Origin of the sequence: Virgibacillus sp. LDC-1, from assembly GCF_030137545.1 — a bacterium.
Lineage (GTDB): Bacteria > Bacillota > Bacilli > Bacillales > Amphibacillaceae > LDC-1.
The window spans coordinates 1-25091 of record NZ_JARUVL010000020.1; the positions used below are offsets into that span (position 1 = coordinate 1).

Sequence of the window (25091 nt, forward strand, 5' to 3'; positions counted from 1 at the left end):
GAAAGTGGGCATATCCAGAACTGGGCAATGGTTATGAACCAACTTCTTCTTCAAGATGAATTAAAAGATAGAGTGTTAAAGTATCTTGAGTAAATTAGAACTTACACACTTTATTTGACAAACCCTCAAATGCTTATATAGATCGCTTAAAAGTGAAAGTTTACCCAAAATATGCTCCTTTTTCAGTCTGCTTTTTATCATCTCAGTATATTTATCAACCTGGACAATTTCAACATTTGACGGCAGTAATTCAGTATTTAGCTCCTTAGTATTTTCTAAATACACTTGGGGACAATTTCCTGAAGATAAAAATCAATAGCTTTTTCTCTATTCCACCTTATTCTTTTATTGCTACTCTCCATCTTATTACCTTCTTTCTAATAGTTTTTCATCATTACTACTAGAATCATTCACTATTCTTTTAAAAATTATACATAAAGCATAACTTTTTATTTTTCCCAATAAGTATTCTTTTTATACATTGACTATAGTAAATAATATATTTTTTTGCCTACGTATGTATTGCTAAAAAAGTCATCCTCCCAATTACACATTTTTTCCGGCAAGTAAATGCAATATACCTGTCTGTTTTTTCTTCATTCTGTTTTTTCTTCATTCTATTTTTTCTTCATTCTTCTTTTTCTTCCTTCTACTATATTCAACTGCTAAAATGTTGGTTTCGTCCTTCCCCTCCCCCTCACTCTCCCCAAACCCTTGCGGCTCTAAGCCCCACCCCTCTTTTCTCTTCTCTCCTCCACTCTTCCTTCTGCTACATAGTTCTTCCCCAAAACCCCCATTTTCGCCCTCTTTTTTCTGCTCTGGCTTGTATTGAATATTCGGACAATGTTATTAAATTGGTACCGATAATGGAAGAAAGAATCAGGAGAAAAGAAAGGAAATGCAGCATTTCTAGGATGGTATCACAGTTAGGAAACACACTGAATAGAGATTGGAAATCCTACGGATTTATGGATTGGGAAACGACTGAAGCCCTTATTGGACAAGGGATTGGACAGATATTGATCAAAAAAAAAGACTGGATCACTATTGGATCCAGCCTGGATTCGTCTTGATTTTACGATTGAAAAATGATTGAGTACATATTGTTCGCCTGCTCTTTTTTCCTCACTCTTCCTTCCGCTCTGGATACCAACTATTTAACAGTAGCTACCGACTTTTTAGCATGGAGAAGAAGAATAAGACAGCTACATANAAAAATGATTGAGTACATATTGTTCGCCTGCTCTTTTTTCCTCACTCTTCCTTCCGCTCTGGATACCAACTATTTAACAGTAGCTACCGACTTTTTAGCATGGAGAAGAAGAATAAGACAGCTACATATAATAGAAAAAAGAATAAAGAAACAAGATGAAATAAATATAAAAAGGATAAGCTATCTCGCCCCATTACTTTAAGGTGTGATACTTCACAATATTCTACGTAAACGGGAGTGTAAACTGAACTGTGTAAGTAGGAGAGCGTACGGCTCTTGCTTCGCAGTTCAGTTTTTTTATTGTAAGATAAAAATATAGCGATTGGGAGGTTATTCTATTGACCAAGTCAAAGCGAAANCAGTTACATTCTCACTCACCCAAAACCTACTCTACTGTCACGCTTTTTGCTAGGTTTCGAGGTTTATCGACATCACACCCGCGATGCAATGCAGCATAGTAAGCTAATAGCTGTAATGGTACAACAGCGACAAGCGGAGTAAGCAATTCATGCACATGCGGTAATACGAAGGCGTCTGTATCCTGCTCCAAGCCTTTCATACTAATGACCATTGCTTTTGCTCCTCGTGCAACTACTTCTTGGACATTTCCACGAATAGCGTAATTTACGTCCTTCTGTGTTGCAAGCGCAATGACTGGCGTTCCTTCTTCAATTAAAGCGATTGTTCCATGCTTTAGTTCGCCGCCAGCGAAGCCTTCTGCTTGAATATAAGAGATTTCTTTCAGCTTTAAAGCCCCTTCAAGGCAAACATAATAATCCGCACACCGCCCGATGAAAAAGGCGTTACGAGAGGTTTCTAAATAGGAACGAACGAGTTCCTCCATAAAGTCCTTTTGTGCTGTTAAAATTTCCATCGCATTTGCAACAATAGCAAGCTCCTGCATTGGATTAAAGTCCAAGGCTAGCCCCTTTGCCTGTGCCGTATCAACAGCAAGTATCGCTAGCACTGCAATTTGAGCTGTATATGCTTTCGTTGATGCAACAGCGATTTCTGGCCCTGCATGTAGGTGCAAGGTGTAATTGGCTTCACGAGAAAGGGTGGATCCTGGCACATTCGTAATCGTTAATGCCGGATATCCCAATTCTTTTATTTTTACTAAAACCGCACGACTATCTGCCGTTTCTCCACTTTGAGAAATAAAAATAAACAACGGATTGTCTGATAAAAGCGGCATATTATATGAAAACTCACTCGCGACATGAACCTCTACAGGAACCTTAGCAAGCTTCTCTAAAAATTCTTTTCCAACGAGACCTGCATGATAGCTCGTGCCACACGCAATAATATAGACACGATCACACGCCTGCATTGCAGCTCGAATATCGTGATCTACCTTTAATTCATTGTGCTCATTTTGGTATTCACGAATGATATTGCGCATAACAAATGGCTGTTCATCGATTTCCTTCATCATGAAATGGTCATAGGTTCCCTTTTCAATGTCAGCTGCATCAATTTGTGCTGTAAATGGCTTACGATCTACTACCGTACCATCAAGCTTCTGTACCTCGACAAAGCTACGCTGAACAAAAACGATTTCACCATCAAAAATCTCGAGGTATTGATCCGTTTCTTTTAATGTCGCCATTGCATCACTTGCAACCACATTAAAGCCATCTCCTAAGCCAACTAATAGCGGGCTTTTGTTTTTGGCAACATAAAGTGTATCCTGATCGTTTGCATCAATCATCGCAATAGCGTAAGAGCCTTTTAGTAGGCTAATCGTTTGTCGAAATACTTCTGCTGTATCCTGGTTTTTTTCATAAAGCTTTTCAACAAGCTGTACGATAATCTCGGTATCTGTTTCACTGGCGAAAGATACACCGCTTAAATAGTCTCGCTTTAAATCCTGGTAATTCTCAATAACGCCATTATGAACAAGCGTAAATCGACCAGATGCACTTTGATGTGGATGTGCATTTTCTTCATTTGGCACACCATGTGTTGCCCAGCGCGTATGACCGATTCCCATTTTGGCAAAAGCCTTGTCGTCTACACGATCACGTAATGCTGCAATACGTCCTTTTACTTTATAAAGCGATACCTTTTGTTCTGTATTTAAGGCGATTCCCGCTGAATCATACCCTCGATATTCAAGCTTTTCCAATCCATTTAATAAAATATCTGTTGAATTATGTTGTCCGATATATCCTACAATTCCGCACATAGCGTTTTTCCTCCTTGGATAAAGGGGCAGAAAAACGACCAGTAAGTTTTTATTACGGGGCCGCTTAAGCTGCCCCTTTCTCGTGATTGTTAAATGCATCCCGCTTGTTTCCTTTGGCCAATGAGTCACCTCACTGTTTTAAGAAAAAGCATGTCGATTGGGATGTGCAACCGGGAGGTACCCGCCGAAGACTCGATAAACCTCCACCTCGTCAACTATTTTTCTGTTCCGATCAAAAAATAGTTCTGGCGCTTTTTAATGCAGATTAAGATGTACGATGCTCCTTTCCTTCTTGAATAATGCTTCCCTTACTTTTTAAGGGGCATGGATTATTGTAATATATTCTTTATTGTATGGTCAATTGTTTTCGTAAGGAAAGCGTTAATTTAATATATGGAATGTCATTCGAAGAAGTTCATGCAGCATTATAAACCGCTTCATCAAAAACAGCTTTCTCTTTAATCACAACCGTGACGAAAGAGAAAGCTGCTAAACGAGCGAAATACTATCCTTGATGCTTTTCTAAAAATGCTAACATCAAGCTATATACTTTAATTTCATTTTCTTTTTTCGAAAATCCATGCCCTTCATCCTCTAGCACTAAGTACTCCACATCGCGGCCTTTTTCCTTTAGCTTTGCGACAATTTGATCGGACTCTTCCTTCACTACGCGTGGGTCCTTGGCACCTTGAATAACGAGCATCGGCTTCTCCATTGTATCCAAATACGTTACTGGTGAATCTTTAATAAAACGTTCCTTATCACGTTCAGGATCTCCAAGCCAGCGTTCCATAATTGGCTTCCAATGTGGTGGCACTGAGTTTACAAAGGTAAACAAATCGGATGGACCGAAAATATCAACAACTGCTTTAAAGTATTCTGGATGGCGCCCGTGAAGCAATAATGCCATGTATCCACCATAGCTACCGCCAACGAGGAATAGTTTATCGCGATCCGTTATACCATTTTCAAATAGCCACTCAATGCCCGCCACACAATCTAAACGCGGGCCATGCCCCCAATCCTGTTCCACCTGTTTAACGAAGGAAGCACCATATCCAGTACTACCACGAAAGTTTGGAGCGAAAATCGTATATCCACGATTCAAGAAGCATTGGAACATCGAACGAAACATTTTTCGTTCCGCTGCCTGTGGACCACCATGCGGCCAAAAAATAGTGTGACCATTATTGTTTTCTCGCTTTGGTTGGAACAGCAATGCTTCAATTTCTGTGTCATCAAAGGAAGCATAGGTTACAACCTCAGGCTCTACCATATCCTCCTGACTCAAGCCAAGCACGCCATTTCTCGTTAATGCCTTCCACGCTTCTTTCGTATAGTGGTAAATATTATTCGGCACCGTAGCACTTCTCCCTAGCAAATATAAGGAGCCAGATTTTGCTACATGGAGTTGTTCAACGATATCAACTGGAAGCTCCAGCTTCGCTAGTTTTCCTTCTTTCAGCCCATAAGAATATAAATGGTCGACGACACCTTTTTCTGTAACAATATAAAATGTTCCACTTTCCTTATGCCACTTTATTAACATAACGGATTCCTGTTCAAGTGCTACCACTTTCGAGAATTCCTTCGTTTCAATATCATACTTTGCAACATAACTGTATTCACTTTCATAGTCAGTAACAAAGAAAATCGTTCGATTATCTACAAATACAGGATCGAATACAACGTGTACTTTTTCTGGATCTGGAGTAAGCGAATCGGTTTCATCTCCAACCTTTACAAAACCAGTTGTATACGTATTGGCAAAATGCCGCGTATATACAAATGCCTGCTCGTCATCGGAAACTGCTGCTAAATAGGTTGGTGAAACCTCTCCCGTATTTAAAAGCTTATCTGTTTGGTCCACTAAATTACGAACACGTGCATTTAAAAAATTCGGATTGTCCTCTGAGGTCATATAGTAGAGACGTTCGCCATCCTTACTCACATGTGCTAGAAAATACTTTTCAGAAGGCTCACCTGTTACGAGTGGCTGTGGAATTCCGCCATTTTGCGCAATCGCATAAAGCTGATAATTTTCATCGCCATCCTTATCAAAGCCTGCAATTACATGCCGATTTTCAGGATCGATCTTTATGTCATTGCAGGATTCATCTTTATGCGCGAATAAATAAGGATATGTATCCGGTAAATCCATTGCCCAAAGATTCATTTTCCCATTTAGGTTCGCATTGAAAATAAGTCGGCTTTCATCTGCTGCTACCGCGAAATTAGTAATTGCATACGTACGAAAAAACTGTTCTACAGAAGGCTTAGTAAAATTAATCATCAAATTCCCCCTAAATTTTTTGTTTTTCTTTACTCAACTTTCACTGACATTGCTAGTAAAACTCCAATGAATAGGTTAGCGATAGACTTTACGTTTGTAACTTGAGAGGCTTTATTTCCCCCGCTATGGAAAAAGCATTACGCTTTCCACGGGCACGGACTCAGTCTCCTCGCGGATAAACCACCGCTGCGGGGCCTTCGATCACGTGCTATTCCCGCAGGAGTCTCCATGCTTTTTCCTTCGCTTTTGTTAGAATGAAATCCATTGGAGATTTTTTAATCCGCAACTTGTAGTTTTTCACCCTCAAAAATCGAATACAAGGAAAAAAAATCGGATCTCCTGCAATCAATGGAGGAAAATACTGCGTGTGAAAGTTGAATCGTTAACGTCCGAATTATTTCTTTTTTCTAAAAAATACTCCTACTCCATTATAAAGCAATGTTCTAAATTAGGGTAGGTTCAAATCCATGAATTTGTGGTTAGCTCCATCCTATCAATTGAATGTGTTAAGTGAAACCATCCTCAGTAGGGGGCTCGTTCCGACTTAAGACTGATTTTCAAATTCGCCCGCTTCTGGTAATACAACTTGGAAGGTAGTGCCTTCTCCTTGCTTACTATCGACCATAATCGTACCGTGATGGAGCTCAATGATTTTTTTGACAATCGACAATCCAAGTCCCGTACTATTCTCTGTTCGTGTTCTCGCTTTATCCACTTTATAAAAGCGCTCAAACAAGTGTGGGATGTGCTCTTCCGCAATTCCTATGCCATTATCCTGAACAGCAACAACAACCTTCCCTCGTTCTTTCACGACACGAATATCGATGCGTCCACCTTGATTTGTATACCGAATGGCGTTCGTTAATAAGTTTTGCCATACTTGCTGCATTAACTTCGGATTACCCAACATCACTGCCTCTTCCGCATCGATCTCCAATTCAATTTCCTTTTGACGCCATTGCCACTCTGTCGCATGAATTACGTCTTTCCATTGCTCTTTCACATCAAACAGGATAAACTCCGCTTGGTCAGCATCGCTATCTAAAAAGGATAAGGTTAATAGCTGTTGACTCAAGGTAGACAGTCGTGTACTTTCCTTTTCTATGATTTGTAAGTAATGTGCTTGCAAGTCTGGTGGTAAGTCCGCTTCTTGCAAAGCCTGAGAAAATCCTTTAATCGAAGTGAGTGGAGACTGAATCTCATGGGATACATTGGAAACAAATTCCTGCCGCTTCTCCTCGGTCTTCGCTAAACTGGCACTCATCGAGGAAAAGTTTTTCGCTAACTCGCCAATTTCATCCTTCCGACTCACATTTAGTTTTAAATGATAATTTCCCGCTGCGATTTTCTTCGTTGCTGCGGTTAGTTTTTTGATTGGCTTTACTAGAAAGCGCGTACTAATAATAATGAATAAAAACGTAATTAAAAGCGCGACTACAATTAACACTGCAAGAAAGAAACGCATTTCTCCAAACTGCTGCATTGTATTAGGGCGAACGAACAATGCCTTTGTTTCTCCATTGATTGTAATCGGTACTCCTACTGTATTCGTTAATTCATTGTCAAAAAACCCGGTAACAAATAGCCGCCACGGATAATGCTTAATCCCATGATAAACGTTACCTTGTATAACTGATGCTACCGTTCCTGGTTCAATGGCATACGTACGAAAAGCAGTTCCATATTGCTCCCCTTTTCCGTCTTTTCCTACGACATAAAATTGATACCCAAGACCAGTTAATGAAGATAAATATGGTCCAAGCGCTTGATTACTAACTTCTTCATATATTTCAACCGTATCCACCGCTATCCGGGTGATTTTATCATCGTTTTTTGGTTTCAAATAATGATGATAATACACATTTGTCGTAATAAATGCGATCACCGTACTGGCAATCATAATCGCCATCGTCATGTAAATAATTCGCACATAAAGTGTTCGCACATCGATTCCTCCATCCTCTAAACTTTAGCTTATATGCATGAAATGAACAGCAGATGAACGGGGTATTACAGTTTACAGATTCGATTCTTCCACTACTTCCAGCTTATAGCCAAGCCCTCTTACGGTCGTAATAGAAAAACCGTGCATATGTGGCGAAAATCGTTCTCGAAGTCGCTTAATATGTACATCGACGGTACGATCATTGCCCGTATAATCATTTCCCCAAACAAGCTCAATAAGCTGCTCCCTCGAAAATAACTGCCCCGGATAATGGGCAAGCTGGGTAAGCAATTCAAATTCCTTTAACGGTAGGATCATCGTCTTCCCATTTGCCTCTACTTCATAGCTTTTTCGATCAATCACGATGTTGCCAATATGTATAATTTCCTCGTTTATCATATGAAAACGGCGCAGCAATGCCTTTATCCGAAACAGCACTTCCTTTGGTTCAAATGGCTTCACAATATAATCATCTGTGCCAGCTACAAAGGCTTTTTCTTTATCCGAGATTTCTCCTTTCGCGGTAATCATCATCACCGGAATATCGTAATAGGATCGAATTGTTTCACATAACGCGAACCCATCCTTGTTCGGCATCATGATATCTACGAGCGCTAAATGAATATTTTCCTTTTCAAGACAAGCTTCAGCTTCTACACCATCTGCCGCTTCCGTCGTTTTATAGCCTTCCCGCTGCAAATAAAAGCGCAACAGCTCTCGAATATGCGGATCATCATCCACAATCAATATCGTAATCATTCATATACCTCCTAAAGCTCATACGTACTTTTTCTTTATCATAGCATCCGAGCGAATCAATAGAAAATGAAAATAAAATAACCTAATACGAGTCAGATTATTTTCTCACCCGATGATAAAAACCGTTCCCATAAAGAGAACGGTTTACTAGCTTTATCTTATTTCTCTAATCCAAGCAGCTCTTGAATAACATTGGCCACCTGATCAACATACTTTTGGCAGGCTTCCTTTGTTGGTGCCTCTACCATGACACGAACGAGCGGCTCGGTACCAGATGGACGAACTAATACTCGGCCTTGATCACCTAAATCCTTTTCTACTTTCTCAATTTCTTCAAGAATACGTGGATTACTTAATGCCTCTTGTTTATCCACTACTTTTACGTTTTTTAAGATTTGTGGGTAAATGGTCATCTCACCTGCAAGCTCTGACAATGGTTTTCCTGTTTCCTTCATAACATTGACGAGCTGAATTGCAGAAAGCATGCCATCTCCAGTCGTTGTATGGTCTAAGAAAATAATATGACCTGACTGCTCTCCACCTAAGTTATAGCCACCTTTACGCATTTCTTCCATTACATAGCGGTCGCCAACAGCGGTTTTATCGCTGCGCATGCCATGCGTTTCAAGTGCCTTATAAAATCCGATATTACTCATAACGGTAGACACAACCGTGTGATGACGCAAAAATCCTTTGTCATTCATATATTTTCCGCAAATGTACATAATTTGATCGCCATCAACGATTTGACCTTTTTCATCAACTGCGATTAAACGATCACCATCTCCATCAAAAGCCAAACCAATGTCGGCTCCTTTTTCTAATACAAATGCTTGTAATGCTTCTGGATGTGTCGATCCATAGCCATCATTGATATTTAATCCATTTGGAGATGAACCAATTGAAAAGATATCTGCTTCTAAATCAGCAAACAAATGGGTTGCCAAGCTAGATGTTGCACCATGCGCACAATCTAATGCAACACGGATGCCAGCAAAGTCAGTTTCTACCGTATCCTTTAGGAATGATAGGTACTTTTGACCACCTTCAAAATAGTCGTTCACTACACCGATGTCTTCTCCAATCGGGCGTGGAAGTGTGTCCTCCCCTTCTAACAGCTTTTCTATTTCATCCTCTTGCTCATCTAGTAGCTTAAAGCCATCCGGTCCAAAAAATTTAATTCCATTATCTTCTACAGGGTTGTGTGATGCAGAAATCATAACCCCTGCCTGTGAGCTTGTTGCTCTTGTTAAATAGGCAACCCCTGGTGTTGAGATAACGCCAAGACGCATTACTTCCGCGCCAATTGATAAAAGTCCTGCAACTAATGCGCCCTCTAGCATATGCCCGGAAACACGTGTATCTCGACCAATTAATACTCTAGGTTTTGGTGTATCTTTTGTTAAAACGTAGCCTCCAAATCGCCCTAGCTTAAATGCTAGCTCTGGTGTCAGCCCTTTATTCGCAATTCCTCTTACACCATCAGTTCCAAAATATTTTCCCATTCTAGTACCTCTCCTTTATTTCCAATTAACCTTCGAGAGCGTTTTATGAAGTATGTTGAATAAATAATAAATTATTATTCCGAAATCTCAATTGTAACATCATCATATTCACCATCAATGGTAATATTGTCTGGTCCATTGATTTGAACAGGAACTCGATGTCTTCCCACATCGAGCCCTGCCACATCAATAGATGCTTTAAAATCATTTGCGGTTAGCTTTCCTACATCCTGTGCTTTTCCAGATACCGTTATATCCATCTTGGGATTATCTGGATTTATAAACGAAACCGATTTTCCATTTGCAAGGTTGTCCACCTTTAAACTAATTCCATCTACTTTTCGTGTCTGCTCAAGTTCAATCATTACTTCAACATCACCGACATTTTTGACAACCGCTCCTTTAGGGAGCTTCAGCTTTGTTTTAATTACACCGGATTGTTGCACGTCAGCCAAATTAATTTCTTCTGTTTCAATCTTTTCTATCCCTTTTAATACGTTCGACGTGGCAAACACTTCTACTTCTTCCATATTTGCTTTCATCGAGGAAAGCGTATAGCCTGTTGGAAGCTCTCCTTTTGTCGCAACCGATACCGGCACTTGCTTACTCGGATTATTAATCGTGGCCGATACAACCACATTTTCAGGCTCTATTCTCACACGCAGCTCGTTTCCTTGGCTATCATATACCTTTACTGGAACCTCACGATTATTAATCGATTCTGTTAAGCCGGCTACATTCACAAAGACTTTAACAATTGAGATTTTATCAATAACCGTTTTCGAACTCGTTATCGTTACTGTTTTAGGATTTACTTCGAAATCGCCTAGTTCATAGCCTTCCGGTAACTGCGCTACATTTGTAAAGTCGACATTAACTTCGTATTCTTGCGATGATCGTTCCTCGATGATAACATCGATTGTTTTCGGTTCAATATATACAGTCAGTCCATCCGCATTCTCATACTCAATTTCTACCGTATGCTCTCCTTTTCCAAGTCCTCTTAGATCAACAAACACATCAAAGTTTTGTTGTTTTACTGCTCTTGTAACTGCACTATTCGAGCCTTCTACAGTAACTGCCACACTTTCAGGTACACCACTCACAACATACCTTTCTCCATCTATGCGAACCTTTACTGGATATTGCTCAATTGTTTGCGTATCACTCGTATTTCCAAAAAAGCTGTAATCTTTATCAGAGGCGTCATTCTCCGTATACACGACAACGTAAAGTAACAACGCGAAAACTAAGGCAATTGCACGAACAAACCATTTGCTTTTAAACCAATTATCCATCGTTTTTCCCCCTCCAAGACCAAGATTTTTTTTCAGGGGTCTTTATGTTTAATGCGAGGTTATCATATAGAAACTGGCGTAATTCATCTTGATCCATTTCTCTGTGCAATTCTCCATTTTTAGTACCTGATACATTTCCTGTTTCCTCTGATACAACAATCGTCAATGCATCCGTAACCTCACTAATTCCCATAGCAGCTCGATGTCTTGTTCCAAGTTCCTTGGAAATAAACGGACTTTCCGAAAGCGGTAAATAGCATGCTGCTGCAACAATCTTATCTCCTGATATAATAACCGCGCCATCGTGTAGCGGCGTATTCGGAGTAAAGATATTGGTTAACAGCTGGTGTGTAAGCTTTCCGTTGATTGAAATACCTGTCTCCACATACTCACCAATTCCCGTTTCCCGCTCAATGGTTATCAATGCGCCAATACGCCGCTTTGCCATGTACGTACAGGATTGAACAATGTTCTCAATCATCTGTTGGAGAAGCTCTTCCTGGGACTTATTACTTCTAGAAAATAAGTTCCCACGCCCAATCTGTTCTAATGCCCGCCTTAGCTCTGGTTGAAACAGAATAATGATGACGAGAAAAAACCAATCAAGCACTTGCTTCGTTAAATAATCAATGGTCTGTAGATCAAAAAGCATGCTGACCATTCGTACAGCAAGCACAACAACAATTCCCTTTAAAAGCTGAATTGCCTTCGTACCTCTAATTAGCATGATTAATTTATATAAAACATACCAGACGAGGCCGATGTCTACACCTATTCTAAGCAGATCTATTAAGTTGAATCCCCCATCGAGCATGTTCACACTTCCTTTTCCACTTTAAATATACTTCCCCATCGGTCTAATTCACCGATATTTATTATATCATATTTTTTTCTTCTATACGTTTTTTTCCTAATGGCGGACTGGTATTTGCTATATGTTGTACCAAAAAACAGTTGTGATAATTATCTAATTAGATTATAATCTAATTAGATAGAATGTAAGGAGGAGCTTTTACATGCAGCTCGATCGAATTGTTCAATTTCATAAAACAGTTGGCGATAAAACAAGGCTACAAATCATCGCACTCTTAAAACAGGGACCGCTTCATGGTCAAGCGATTTCAGGAAAGCTTGGATTAACACCCGCAACCATTTCCTATCACATCAATAAACTTAGAGAAATCGATGTTATTTTTGAGCGTCGAGATAAAAACACGATTTATTTTAACTTAAATGAAAAAAAACTCACTGCCTTAGCGGAAGCTATCTTAAAGTTAGGAGGAGATGAAACGATGGATTCCATTTCCATTACCGCTGCTGATAAACAGCATGTACTTACTAATTTCTTTACGAAGGATGGCAAGCTAAAAAACATCCCAGCACAGCGCAAAAAAAAACTTATTGTATTAGAGCATCTCGTGCAAGGTCTCAGAATGGGAGTAGATTATCCAGAGAAGGAAATAAACACCTATATCAAACAGTTTCATGAAGATTTCGCTACCATTCGACGGGAGTTCATTATGTGTCAATTTATGACACGTGATAAAGGGATCTATCAGCTTAATCCAAAGGAGCTCTGGCCGATATAATTCGATAGATATAGCGAATCTCTAAACTCGCTCTTTGCAGTTAGCGAGTTTTCTTTTCCCTATCTAATTAGATAGTTATTAAATTAGATAATCATTAAATTAGAAAGGAATTAATAAAATGAAAAATTGGATGGCTTGGAAGGAAGAGGCCAATTATCAAAAGCTGTTTTGGGCAGGACTGGCGAACGGAATCGGCAATCGGTTTAATCAGGTCGCTTTGCTCTCCCTTCTCTACATGCTCACAGAATCAGGAATCGCCATTGGCCTTTACTTTACAATACGAATGGTTCCATTTCTTGTCATGGCACCATTAGGAGGAATGCTAGCTGATAAATTTTCTAAAAAAGCGCTTTTAATTACAATCGATGTTATTCGCATCCCAATTGCGCTTCTGCCTTTAGTTGTTCATCATCCTGATGTGCTATGGATTGCCTATCTTGGTGTTTTTCTTCTTGCTACTGGGGAAGCAATGTATGCTCCAGTAAGAATGGCAACCATTCCAGCGATCGTTAAACAAGATAAATTATTATATATCAATGCAATCGAGCAAATTATGCTTGGCGCTGTACTCGTAGTTGGATCAACAACTGGAGGCGTTATCGCTTTCCTGCTTGGTAGCTATGTCCCGTTTATTCTTCATGCATTCACGTTTCTTGTTTCTGCCTTACTTCTATCAAACGTCCGAATAAAGAAGGTTAAACAGCAAAAAAGACAGACTCCAAACGAGAAACGACCTTCAAGCTGGAAGCTCGTAATCGGCTCTTCTGCACTAATTATGTTTCTATTTATGGAATTAACGATGCCATTAGCAAATGGAATCGATAACGTGCTTATTAGTGTTTATGCATTAGATGTATTTAACATGGGGGATATTGGTGTAGGGTTGATGTATGGATTTCTTGGCTTAGGCTTTATCATTAGCTCCTTTTTTTCACATCACTTAAAGAACAGACTCATTTCTCTTATCGTTCTTTTTATTGCGTTTGAAGGAATCGGTCATCTATTATTAAGCATATCACCGACATTTGTGTCGACGCTTTTTATCGTATTCGGCATTACACTCGCTGGTGGTATCAGCAATATTTGTTTAAGTACGATTATCATGAAGCTTGTTCCTGCCTCCTACCAAGGGAGTTTTTTTGGACTTACGCAAATGATATCAAATACAACCCTTGGAATCATGATGGGAGTTGCTGGCTTTTTACTTGAAATGTTCACTCCTCGTCAGCTCAGTCTACTTGTTGGCTGTATGTACGTATTTTTTTCTTTGCTTTATGGATTCATGTTTTCCCGACTTTCGCTTAAAACAGAAAAAAGAAAGCTAGCTCGAACGGAACGGCTCTAATCAAAATCAATCCGGGAATGCACTCGTAAACAGCAAAAAACCCGGGATATCCCGGGTTTTACTTAATCAAAGGAAAATAGAACTTTAAAGAAATTCTTTGTGTTATACCATACCCATTCGAAGATGCGATCTACATTCTCAAACTCTCCGTTCACTTCACCAACAGATGCCATTAATCCTTCGCCTGGCGTTTCGTCTTGAATGAGCTTTCCATTAATTAACGTAACATTTCCATCAACGGTTCCATCAATCTTTAAGTTTCCGTTTTTAACAACTAAATCCCCTTCAACGATTACCCCTTCAGGTACGATAACCGTATCCCCTTCAATAATTAAATTCTCTTGCTTCGAGACTACGAGCTTCGAATCTTGGTGCCATGCGGAAAACACCCCGGAGAACATGAAAACAAAAAATATCGCCGCGGCTGTTAAAATTGGATGCATTTTAAACCAACGAATATACTTCATCCGCTTCTTTTCCGTCGGTAACTTTTCCATGACACCTTGTACGAAATCAGCTGGTGCTGTCATCGGTTCTGTTGATTTAACCAATGTAATCGTTCGTTTTAGTTCATGAAAATGCTGCTGACAATCCGGACAGCCCTCGAGATGGACACGTAATTCCTTCTGTTCTACTTTCGTTAGATCTCCATCCAAATATTTATGCATTAATTCCACTGCTTCTTTTACACAATTCAAGTGGATCACACTCCTTTACACATGACGAAGCTTTTTTCTTAAAGCTTCCCTTCCTCTATGGATGCGTGTTTTTACCGTCCCTAAGGGGATATCCATAATTTCACTGATTTCTTGAAGGGAAAACTCTTCTAAATAACGCAACATAATAATACCACGGTATTTTGGTGGTAGTGCTGCGATCTCTTGATGAATATAGCTTTGCAATTCAAGACTTTGCACTTCATCCTCTGGCAGCTGGTCATCAGCGGCTAGTTGAGAATACATATCCAATCCATCCGTTCCTTGAATTTCTGCATCCAAGTAATAATCCGGTTTTCGTTTTCGAAGACGATCAATTGTTAAATTCGTCGCGATCCGATACAACCATGTGGAAAATTTTCGTTTTTCATCATAAGAATGGATGTTTACATATGCTCGAACAAATGCTTCTTGAGCTATATCCTCCGCTTCGTGCGCATTACCTAGCATCCGAAAACAATGCTGATAAATCTTGTGCTGATAGAATAATACCACGTCCTCAAACGCAGCCTGATCCCCTTTTTTCACCTGGATAATTTTCTCTCTAATCATTAGCTCCATATTTAGTACCTCCGCTAACTATGCGGTATTTGTAATACGGTCAATCACACAATAGGTTTCATAAAAAGAAAAAAAGTTTAAATTTGTTCATAAATAGGCCTGTATTTCCAGCCCGAAAACATGTAAGGAAATTTTTTCTATAAAAATTAAATGTTTACTATTGCAAAATAATGGATAATTCCATATTATAGTATACTGAATAGGAGGATAGTACAGTGTGCAATAGTTTATTAAAAGAAATAGAACAATGTAGGGAAAAAATGATTGCACTTGGCGCTTTATATGGGTTAACAGCTGATATTGTTGTCCAATATAGTAAAAGACTAGATGACCTTCTGAACGAATATCAAAAAAAATTTAAAGTTGTCCAAGAGTAATCTATTTCCGACAGCTGCTTAGAAAATACATAAAGATAAAAAATAGGGTAAAAAAGACATTGACTTTCCTTGTGAAATCGAATGTCTTTTTTCATGATGCATTTGGAATCAATTCTAACCGGAGCAAATTACCCCACAAAAAGATCCTCACTAGGGTAACGAACATGTGACTCTTTGGAGCGAGCTAATGAGAACATTAAGGTTAACGGACCGAGCTTGCCGATAAACATCATAAATGCAATGAGTCCTTTCCCAAGGTCGGATAAATCTCCTGTAATTCCCATGGATAGCCCTACTGTTCCAAATGCAGAAACAGCCTCAAAGGCGATTTGGAGAAGTGGTTTCTCTTCTGTTAAGCTTAACAAAAAAATTGCACAAAAAATGAAAACGAAGCTAATCGTTAAAATGGCTAGTGCCTTGATAACTAAGTTCATTTCAATTCGACGCTCCTGAATTTCCACTTCTTTTCTTCCTCTTAGAAAAGAGCTAACAGTTAAGGCAATAATAATAAACGTCGTTAATTTTATTCCCCCGGCAGTAGAGGTTGATCCTCCTCCAATAAACATTAAAACAAGCATCACTAGAATAGTAGATTCATGAAGCTCACCAATGTTTATTGTATTAAAGCCAGCCGTTCTTGGTGTAATCGCCTGAAAATAAGAAGCTAATAGTTTTTCTCCTATCGGGCTCGTACCGATCGTAGCTGTGTTTCCATATTCCAATAAAAAGATAACAATCATAGCGAGAACATTAAGCACGATCGTTCCAACAATCATTACTTTGGTATGCAGTGTAAATGCTCGAAAGGAGCGCTTTTGCCATACATCCGCCAGCACTGTAAAACCAAGCCCACCAGCAATAATCAATAGACTTATCATTAAGTTAATTACCGGATCAGCAGCATAGCCTGCTAAACTATCTGACCAAATAGAAAAGCCCGCATTATTAAATGCAGAGATAGCATGAAAAATGCTAACATACAATCCATGTCCGAAGCCAAATTCAGGAACCCAGCGAAAAGCAAGAATAATAACCCCAACGAATTCAATGATAAGCGAATAAAGAAGGAGCTTTTTTACAAGTCCTATTATGCCGCCGAATTTTGAGTGATTTAATGCTTGCCCAACGATCAACCGCTGCTTTATTCCAAGCCGTTTACCGAGCAGCATAAAAAGGAGTACGGCAAACGACATGATACCTAGACCACCTAATTGGATAAGCAACAGGATAACAAGCTGCCCAAACATGGTAAAAGAAGAGCCGGTATCGACAACGGCTAAGCCCGTCACGGTTACTGCAGAAGTACTTGTAAAGATGGCATCAATCCAGCTTAAATGTGTATGAGATGCAATAGGTAATTTCAACAAAATTGACCCTACTAAGATCAATCCAATGATGATAAGTAATAAAAATTGAGGCGGCTGTAGCTTTAGCCGCTCATGATATATCCCCATGGGCTATCCCCTCTATGTTCGAACAACTATAGCGCTTCATCTCTAAATCTAGTTAGATGCCCATATCATACGCTCATTTTTTAAACCTGTAAAGACTCTTTTTGACATTTATAGAAGCTTTTCACCAAATAATGACCCCATTAATGCTACTGCAACTGTTGCTGTTTTATTCTTTTCATCAAGAATTGGATTTACTTCTACAAATTCTGCAGATGTAATCATATTTGATTCTGCTAGCATTTCCATTGCTAAATGACTTTCGCGATAGGTTAATCCGCCAAGCACAGGTGTCCCCACTCCCGGTGCTTCGGTTGGATCAAGTCCATCTAAATCAAGACTTAAATGGACACCATCTGTACAATCACGTAAATAATTGATCGTTTCTTCCATTACTTTTGGCATGCCCATTCGATCAATTTCATGCATCGAATAAACCTTAATCCCTTTCTCCCGAATCAATTGACGTTCACCTGGATCAAGGGAACGTGCTCCAACAATTACGATGTTCTCGGGCTTTACCTTTGGCTCATACCCGTATAAACCTGTTAGTTTTTCATGCCCTAATCCGATACTTACAGCAAGGGGCATTCCATGAATGTTCCCTGAAGGAGAAGTATCGCTTGTATTTAAATCGCCATGCGCATCATACCATATGACGCCAAGGTTGTTATAATGCTTAGAAATACCAGCAAGACTACCTATTGCAATACTATGATCTCCACCTAAAATTAACGGAAAGCGGTGCTTGCTAATTTCCTTATCAACTAACGCGGCCAATGCTTCATTACCAGCAATGACCTGTTCTAAATTTTTTAAGTTACTTGTACCTATTTCACCTTCTTGTTCCGGACGTTGAATCGAAATATCACCAAGATCATCAACATGATCATGCAATACTTTTAAACGGTCGATTGCACCCGCATAGCGAATAGCACTTGGACCCATATCTACCCCACGACGACTTTGTCCTAGATCCATTGGAACTCCAATAATTGAGATGTTTCGTTTCATCTTTCTCCCCCCTTCCTTCCATTTTAGCGAAAGATACACCACTGACTCAACCGCACATGTTTATGCATATATATACATTCGCTTCTTAGGGAAGTTCGTATGAAGAAACCGTTAAACAGCAAAAAGACAAGGATACCATTAACGGCCACCCTTGTCTTTTCGCAATCATTTATTCATTTATTGCTGCACCATGAGGAAACATCTTTATATCGAGTGGTGTAATACCAGCTTCTTTCCATGCATCGAAAAGTTGTTCCGTGTTTTTCTCTGATGGTATAAAAGCAATACCACAATCACCACCACCAGCACCTGACAGTTTCCCTGCCCCGCCGTGCGCTTCCGTAAGTGTACATAGCCGGCTTAACAACGGGGTTTCTAGTTCAACATTGGCATGCAGGCCCACCGTGGCTATTGCATGTCTATTTTGTTTTACACCTTTTAAAAAGGTAGCTAGATTATTTTTTTCCATGCCATCAATAATGGCCGATACCGCTGCTTCACTCTCATCCAAAAACGTCTGATACTGGGTTGGGTTGTCCTGCTTGAGACGTAAAACCTTTTCAACAAGTCTGCCTGTTGATGCTGGTTTTCCTGTCCAACCGATGCAAAAGGATAAGCGGTGTGGAAAACGAACTGGTTTAATGGAAAGATACGGCCAGTCTTCTTCAACAAACTCCACTAAGCTTTCTGCATGCTGGTAAGCTTCTTTTAACCACGATGCTTGAAAGGATGCGTATTGCAAAACCCCGCCATAAGCAGATGCAGCAACATCTGCACCAGAACCATTTCCTTGTGTACGTACATGTGAAATGGCGGCAAGCTTAAACAATAGCATTTTTGGCGGCTTGTCCGGCAAGTACGCTTGTAAAATTGCCGCAATCACCGCAGTTACGACCGCAGCGCTTGAGCCTAAGCCATACTTTTTTCCAGATGCATCATCAAGCTCACTTTTAATCGTTAACGAAAATGAGTTCATTGGAATTGCTTGTTCCTGCAAATATTCGCAGGCAATGGACATGGCATCTTCTACAAATCGAACCCGCGGATCACTCGAGTCAATTGTTACCTTTTTATTCGCATACTCCCAATCAAGGTTCGTCATATTGAAATTTTCTAAGGAAAGCTGATTGATCTCACTTGGTGCATACGATGCGTAAACAAAACGATCTACTGCCATGACAATCAGCTTTTTATAGGGCTCTAGAACTGCAAATTCGCCAGCAATCATTAATTTACCTGGCACCCTAACTCTAAACGGTGAATTCGGCAATATTTGTCAACCCCTAAATATAGGTTATTCCTCGTCCTGGCTTGCTTAAAATAACATCCGTTACACCAGGTATCGTTTGAAGCGTTTCTTTTACAACTTTTTCATGCTCGGGTAAATAAAGCACCTTTACATTTGGTCCTGCATCGATGGTAAAATAGGCCGGAACACCGTTGTCACGCAATTGTTGAATGGTGTCCATGACCGCCATTGTCGTATCATGCCAATACGAAAATGGTGGAGAAGCACCTAATGTTGTTGCGTGCATTTTAAGACAATTCGCTTCGGCAATGCGACCTACTTGATTGAAGTCTCGATTTGCAATTCCTGTCTTTATTTGTTCTAAATCCTGTGGAATACTGTCCACCCAGCTTTGAAAAAAAGGTGATGTTTCCACTGTGCGCTTCATTCCAGCACGACTCGACACTTTTTTCATCGTAGCATTTAGAACAACGGCAGCAACGCGGATATCCCAATAATCCTGTGGTTGAATTGGAACAGCGTAGGAATCGCTCCCATCCGCTCGTTCTCCTTTCTCCCACTCTGCAAAGCCCCCAAAAATTGAGCGACAAGCTGATCCTGATCCCTGACGCGTAAGCCGAGACAGTTCAGCATCTGACATGTCAATGCCAAGTGCTCGTGTTCCAGCAGCAGCCAAGGCAGCAAAACCAGATGCAGAGGATGCAAATCCGGCTGCAGTCGGAACTTTATTGATCGACCGCACCTCTGCATATATCGTACCGTACGTATTCTCCTTGAGACTACGTATCAAGTCGAGGAAGGCTGTCACACGTTCATATTGGTCACCGGTAATTGGTTCCTCATTAAGAAAAAACAAATCCTTCGTTAGCGCTTCACGAAATTCTACCGTTGTTGTTGTATAAAAACCATCAAGTGTTAGTGATAAGCTATTATTTGTAGGTAAAATTAAAGCTTCATCACGCTTTCCCCAATATTTAATTAACGCAATATTTGTATGTGCACGTGCTGTCGCCTTCATTGTGTATCTCCTTTATCAATAAACAAGCCAATCTCTTTATTATAATGGGACAATTAGTCATGCTTTTTTAATACAAATGACCAAACTGTATGTGCACCGAATTTTCGTAGTTTGTCGGCAAGCTGTCTTGAATGCACTTCATTTTGAGCAAGCGCAACAATACAGCCACCATTCCCACCACCTGTTAATTTGGCACCTAATGCACCTTCTTGTCGGGCAATGTGAATTAACCGGTTCAAACTAGCATCACTCACTCCTAATGCCTCCAGCTCTTTTTGAGCTTCGTCAAGCAACTGACCAAGAATTTGCTTCCCAGCCTTTTCTAAAGCATGCTTAGCTTGATGTGTTAACGAACCAATCTTTTCTAATTTAGATTGGATCTTTTTCGGTGCTGCCTTTAATAGATCAGCCACCGATTGCACCGCAGAGCGCGTATCACCAATTGTACCAGAGTCGGCAACAATAAAGTGAAAATCATCTGCAGGCTTAATAAAATGAATTGGTTGTTCTTTTTCAAACCAAATAGGAGTTTCTGTTGTAATTGTCAACGTATCAATCCCACTAGGTGCACCATGATTATATGTCTCCGCTATATTTGCTAGCTTTAGTAATTCATCCTGGGTATAAGCGCGCTCTGCATAAGCAAAGATCGACTTTATCACAGCAATAGCCACCGAAGCACTAGAACCGAGTCCCTTGCCAGGCGGAATGGACGATTTTATTTGAATTAATAAATCACTTTTTGGTAATTCAAGATATTCTAATGTCGCATATATACTATTAATAACGCCCTTTAAAGACTTTGGGGCAGACGCTATTGGACCATGATAAAACGTACTATCTATCTTAATCGCACCTGGTACATACTCCACTACTGATTCAACACCAACTAAAGGAAATGGGATGGCAATAGCAGGCTGTCCGTGTACAACCGCATGCTCCCCAATTAAAATTAGTTTACTATGAGCTATACCGATAGCTATTTGTTCTGAAGTTGTTGCATTTTCTACACTCATTTTATATACTGTTCCACCAATTCTTTAGCTTTTCCAACACGGATTTCCTTTTCTTTTACTAGATGTTCTGCAATGATATCAATCATCTCCCCAGTGGCCCCTGCCGCAATTGCTACAGAGCGAGAATGTAGTGCCATATGCCCTTTTTGTATCCCATCGGTCGCCAAAGCTTTTAATGCGCCAAGATTTTGAGCTAAACCAACCGCTACAATGACCTGTGCAAGCTCTTCTGCTGACTCTGTTTGCAGCAAGCGAAGTGCTAGCTTTGCAGTAGGATGTACGCGCGTTGCTCCACCAACCGTACCGATCGCCATTGGTAGTTCAAGCTCACCAACAAGATTTCCTTCTTCATCCACAGACCATGTCGTCATCGAATCATATTTTCCAGTACGAGCCGCATAGGCATGTGCCCCTGCCTCCACAGCTCGCCAATCATTTCCTGTTGCAATAACAACTGGATCAATACCGTTCATGATACCTTTATTATGTGTAACTGCACGATACGGATCAGACGCTGCAAATTCATACGCATGTACCACTCCGTCACGTACTTCTTCGCCAGTAAATCCATCATCCGCCAAAAGATGTGGCGGAATAACACATGTTGCTTTTGCCAATGCTTGATCAGCAAAATTAGATAAAATACGTAAGTACACTTTCCCCTTCGTGATTTGTTCAACTGTTGGAGCAAGCGATTCCACCATCGTATTAATAATGTTTGCTCCCATTGCATCACATGTATGAATGTACACATGAATGATAAGCATTTGTCCATAGGTAGCTTGAGGATCGTCATTTAATATTCGGACATCTAAATCTACAGCCCCTCCTCCTCTTGCTACAATGCTCGGATAAGCAGCATTTGCCGCTTTAATTAGCGCTGTCTTTTCCTTTAATATTTCATTTTTTGCTTGATAAAAATCGGCACATCCGACTACTTGGATTTGACCGATCATCGTTCTTCCGGTGGATTCGGTTTTAAACCCTCCTGCATCTCGAACGATTTTTGCAATATAGCTAGCTGAAGCAACAACAGAAGCCTCTTCAATTGCCATAGGAATAATATAATCTTTCCCGTTTATAAGGAAATTTAATCCTAATCCAAGTGGCAACGAAAATGTTCCAATTGTATTCTCAATCATTTTATCAGCCGTCGCTATTGGCAGTGCACCTTCTGTAGAGAGAAGCTCTATTTCATCTGATGTTAAACCATGCTGATGTAAGAGTATATCTCTACGTTCCTCGACTGTCTTTTTGTAAAAACCAGGGATTCTGGAAGAGTTCATGCTATTCCATCCTTTTGTATATCGTCATGATACCTTTTACAATTCTATATATTAGCTTATAAAAATTTTAATTTTTTGTGAGTGCTTGAGCGTAATTTCATTATAATATAAATATAGGCTCATTGCAGTAGGATTTTTACAATGTTAGAAACGTGTAAAATAATTTTTCTGTTTCTATTATCGTGAAAATCGCCTAAAAATGCAAATAAACAAGGCTGTCAATAATAACTACCTTGTTTATTTTATATTATGTATCGTATTTAAATGTTAACACCCATTTTCAAAATGGTGAGCCATACAGGATTCGAACCTGTGACCCTCTGATTAAAAGTCAGATGCTCTACCGACTGAGCTAATGGCTCCTGTGAGATATCATCGGTATGTATTGCGTCCAGCGCAAACTTAATCGTTTAAAAAGGAATCGATGCGCAATAAAAATGCTACTCATGTTCAAACGTAACTCTACCGAGAAAAAACAAAAGCGAGAGCAAATATGATGCTAATCGCTAGGATTTTAAGACTATATATTTAATAGCTGGGCTACCAGGATTCGAACCTGGGAATGACGGGACCAAAACCCGTTGCCTTACCGCTTGGCTATAGCCCAATAATATAAATGGTGGAGGGGGGCAGATTCGAACTGCCGAACCCTGAGGGAGCGGATTTACAGTCCGCCGCGTTTAGCCACTTCGCTACCCCTCCATATCATTAACGGAACTCCACATATTTATTCAAAAAAAATGGTGCCGGCCAGAGGACTTGAACCCCCAACCTACTGATTACAAGTCAGTTGCTCTACCAATTGAGCTAGGCCGGCAAAACACCTTACTATATTATTCGTTACATCACATATATTATACGATGTAGAAGGTGAATAAAAAATGGTGGAGGATGCAGGGCTCGAACCTGCGACCCCTTGCTTGTAAGGCAAGTGCTCTCCCAGCTGAGCTAATCCTCCGACGCACAGCGTGTGACTCGTGCATGTGCTGCAACTAACAGTCGCATACTCTACATGCCTAGCATCACAGCTGTTTTAAAAAGTACGATGACCCGTACGGGATTCGAACCCGTGTTACCGCCGTGAAAGGGCGGTGTCTTAACCGCTTGACCAACGGGCCTTGCAAAGAAAAGTAGTTTATTCTCGAACGCAATTGTCGAAAACCAACGAATCTTATTATATACAGATTATTTGTATTTGTAAAGAGGAATTATCTTTTTTTATTATTATTTTTTTATTCACCTCATATTCGTTTAAAAAAACTGCCACTCCGCCATTTAAAGGGAAGACGGTCAAGTGAAATGAACCGATTTTCTATAAGCCTTTTTGATGTAACACCACTTAATTATAACCAGGTGTTATAATCTAATACTAATTTATACTTTATTCACAATGTCCATTAAGGTATAATATAAGCAATGAATAAACATGGAGGTGCCCTATGTCACAATTATTAAAAGACAAAAACATCGTTATTATGGGTGTGGCAAACGAGCGAAGCATTGCTTGGGGAATAACAAAGTCCTTACATAATGCAGGTGCAAACCTTATTTTTACAAATAGACAGGAACGCTCACACAAAAAATTACTAAAGTTATTGGAACAAAATGACATGGAAGCAAAATTAATTGTAGAATGTGATGTTGCTAGTGATGAAAGTATTACAGCAGCTTTTAATGAAATAAAAAAAGCAGTTGGAGTGATTCACGGTGTTGTCCATTCTGTTGCCTTTGCAAATCGGGAAGAGCTAAAAGGAGAATACGCCGACACTTCTCGTGAAGGATTTTTGGTAGCTCATGAAATCAGCGCGTTTTCATTAGTGGCCGTTACAAAAGCAGCGAAGGAAATTATGACAGAAGGCGGCAGCATTGTTACACAAACATATTTAGGTGCCGAACGCGTCATTCAAAATTACAATGTAATGGGTGTTGCAAAAGCTTCCTTAGAGGCTAGTGTCCGTTACTTGGCTGAAGATGTAGGAAAGTATGGCATCCGCGTAAATGCCGTTTCAGCAGGTCCAATTCGAACACTTTCTGCTAAAGGGGTATCTGGCTTTAACGATATCAATTCAACCATAGAAGAAAAAGCACCATTGCGCCGAAATGTTGATCAGGATCAAGTAGGCGATGCAACACTTTTCTTCTTAAGCGAGCTTGCACGCGGCGTTACAGGAGAAGTATTACATGTTGATGCTGGATACCATATTATCGGCTATTAATATCGGTGACGAATAACAGAACGAATGGAAAAAAGACAGTCAACCGTTTATA

General features: G+C 39.9%; 19 protein-coding genes and 6 tRNA genes. 4 read left to right on the forward strand and 21 right to left on the reverse strand.

The window, feature by feature from the left end; translation table 11 throughout:
- Positions 1 to 1598 precede the first annotated feature (1598 nt).
- From glmS to cdaA, 7 genes are all read right to left on the reverse strand, one after another.
- Entirely contained in the window at positions 1599 to 3401 is a 1803-nt protein-coding gene (gene glmS, locus QBK89_RS13505; RefSeq protein WP_284141592.1) for a glutamine--fructose-6-phosphate transaminase (isomerizing), read from the reverse strand.
- Positions 3402 to 3906: 505 nt separating this feature from the next.
- Entirely contained in the window at positions 3907 to 5694 is a 1788-nt protein-coding gene (locus tag QBK89_RS13510) for a S9 family peptidase (protein ID WP_284141593.1), read from the reverse strand.
- A gap of 544 nt (positions 5695 to 6238) precedes the next feature.
- A complete protein-coding gene (locus QBK89_RS13515; RefSeq protein WP_284141594.1) occupies positions 6239 to 7639 on the reverse strand; it encodes a sensor histidine kinase in 1401 nt (466 codons plus the stop codon).
- 72 nt (positions 7640 to 7711) lie between these two features.
- A complete protein-coding gene (locus tag QBK89_RS13520) occupies positions 7712 to 8398 on the reverse strand; it encodes a response regulator transcription factor (RefSeq protein ID WP_284141595.1) in 687 nt (228 codons plus the stop codon).
- Between the two features lie 158 nt (positions 8399 to 8556).
- Positions 8557 to 9903, reverse strand: coding sequence for a phosphoglucosamine mutase (gene glmM / locus QBK89_RS13525; protein WP_284141596.1), 1347 nt, complete (start codon positions 9901 to 9903; stop codon positions 8557 to 8559).
- A 74-nt stretch (positions 9904 to 9977) separates the two neighbouring features.
- The gene (locus QBK89_RS13530) at positions 9978 to 11201 is read right to left on the reverse strand and encodes a CdaR family protein (RefSeq protein WP_284141597.1); all 1224 of its coding nucleotides are present in this window, start codon (positions 11199 to 11201) and stop codon (positions 9978 to 9980) included.
- Positions 11194 to 12015, reverse strand: coding sequence for a diadenylate cyclase CdaA (cdaA, locus tag QBK89_RS13535; RefSeq protein ID WP_284141598.1), 822 nt, complete (start codon positions 12013 to 12015; stop codon positions 11194 to 11196). Before cdaA ends, QBK89_RS13530 begins: the two co-directional genes overlap by 8 nt.
- Positions 12016 to 12217: 202 nt before the next feature.
- Here cdaA and QBK89_RS13540 point away from each other — a divergent pair, with 202 nt between their 5' ends.
- Positions 12218 to 12790 carry a DUF2087 domain-containing protein gene (locus QBK89_RS13540; protein ID WP_284141599.1) on the forward strand — a complete coding sequence of 191 codons (573 nt, stop codon included), beginning with the start codon at positions 12218 to 12220 and terminating at the stop codon, positions 12788 to 12790.
- A 118-nt stretch (positions 12791 to 12908) separates the two neighbouring features.
- Positions 12909 to 14135 (forward strand): MFS transporter, encoded by a 1227-nt coding sequence (locus QBK89_RS13545; protein ID WP_284141600.1) that lies wholly within the window; start codon positions 12909 to 12911, stop codon positions 14133 to 14135.
- 62 nt (positions 14136 to 14197) lie between these two features.
- Here QBK89_RS13545 and QBK89_RS13550 read toward each other — a convergent pair whose 3' ends face one another.
- Entirely contained in the window at positions 14198 to 14842 is a 645-nt protein-coding gene (locus QBK89_RS13550; protein WP_349774634.1) for a zf-HC2 domain-containing protein, read from the reverse strand.
- A 6-nt stretch (positions 14843 to 14848) separates the two neighbouring features.
- Positions 14849 to 15412, reverse strand: coding sequence for an RNA polymerase sigma factor SigW (gene sigW, locus QBK89_RS13555; RefSeq protein ID WP_284141602.1), 564 nt, complete (start codon positions 15410 to 15412; stop codon positions 14849 to 14851).
- Positions 15413 to 15627: 215 nt separating this feature from the next.
- On the opposite strand from sigW, the gene QBK89_RS13560 reads away from it, so the two are divergent.
- Positions 15628 to 15789 carry an aspartyl-phosphate phosphatase Spo0E family protein gene (locus QBK89_RS13560; RefSeq protein ID WP_284141603.1) on the forward strand — a complete coding sequence of 54 codons (162 nt, stop codon included), beginning with the start codon at positions 15628 to 15630 and terminating at the stop codon, positions 15787 to 15789.
- A gap of 128 nt (positions 15790 to 15917) precedes the next feature.
- Here the strand turns inward: QBK89_RS13560 and QBK89_RS13565 are convergent, their stop codons facing one another.
- The 12 genes from QBK89_RS13565 to QBK89_RS13620 form a co-directional block, all read right to left on the reverse strand.
- Positions 15918 to 17243: a TrkH family potassium uptake protein gene (locus QBK89_RS13565; protein WP_284141604.1), complete on the reverse strand. Its 1326-nt coding sequence runs from the start codon at positions 17241 to 17243 to the stop codon at positions 15918 to 15920.
- 108 nt (positions 17244 to 17351) lie between these two features.
- Positions 17352 to 18254 carry an arginase gene (gene rocF / locus QBK89_RS13570; protein ID WP_284141605.1) on the reverse strand — a complete coding sequence of 301 codons (903 nt, stop codon included), beginning with the start codon at positions 18252 to 18254 and terminating at the stop codon, positions 17352 to 17354.
- 169 nt (positions 18255 to 18423) lie between these two features.
- A complete protein-coding gene (locus QBK89_RS13575; RefSeq protein WP_284141606.1) occupies positions 18424 to 19524 on the reverse strand; it encodes a phosphomevalonate kinase in 1101 nt (366 codons plus the stop codon).
- Positions 19525 to 19537: 13 nt separating this feature from the next.
- Entirely contained in the window at positions 19538 to 20521 is a 984-nt protein-coding gene (mvaD, locus tag QBK89_RS13580; protein ID WP_284141607.1) for a diphosphomevalonate decarboxylase, read from the reverse strand.
- 53 nt (positions 20522 to 20574) lie between these two features.
- Positions 20575 to 21537, reverse strand: coding sequence for a mevalonate kinase (mvk, locus tag QBK89_RS13585; RefSeq protein ID WP_284141608.1), 963 nt, complete (start codon positions 21535 to 21537; stop codon positions 20575 to 20577).
- Complete coding sequence (locus tag QBK89_RS13590) at positions 21534 to 22823, reverse strand: hydroxymethylglutaryl-CoA reductase, degradative (protein WP_284141609.1); 1290 nt, start codon at positions 22821 to 22823, stop codon at positions 21534 to 21536. The genes mvk and QBK89_RS13590 overlap by 4 nt, the downstream gene beginning before the upstream one ends.
- Positions 22824 to 23109: 286 nt before the next feature.
- Positions 23110 to 23185 (reverse strand) — tRNA-Lys (locus QBK89_RS13595).
- Positions 23186 to 23358: 173 nt separating this feature from the next.
- Positions 23359 to 23430, reverse strand: a tRNA-Gln gene (locus QBK89_RS13600).
- 10 nt (positions 23431 to 23440) lie between these two features.
- Positions 23441 to 23525 (reverse strand) — tRNA-Tyr (locus QBK89_RS13605).
- A gap of 39 nt (positions 23526 to 23564) precedes the next feature.
- Positions 23565 to 23640 (reverse strand) — tRNA-Thr (locus tag QBK89_RS13610).
- Between the two features lie 65 nt (positions 23641 to 23705).
- Positions 23706 to 23781 (reverse strand) — tRNA-Val (locus QBK89_RS13615).
- An 88-nt stretch (positions 23782 to 23869) separates the two neighbouring features.
- Positions 23870 to 23941 (reverse strand) — tRNA-Glu (locus QBK89_RS13620).
- 321 nt (positions 23942 to 24262) lie between these two features.
- On the opposite strand from QBK89_RS13620, the gene fabI reads away from it, so the two are divergent.
- Positions 24263 to 25039 (forward strand): enoyl-ACP reductase FabI, encoded by a 777-nt coding sequence (gene fabI / locus QBK89_RS13625; protein WP_284141610.1) that lies wholly within the window; start codon positions 24263 to 24265, stop codon positions 25037 to 25039.
- Positions 25040 to 25091 lie beyond the last annotated feature (52 nt).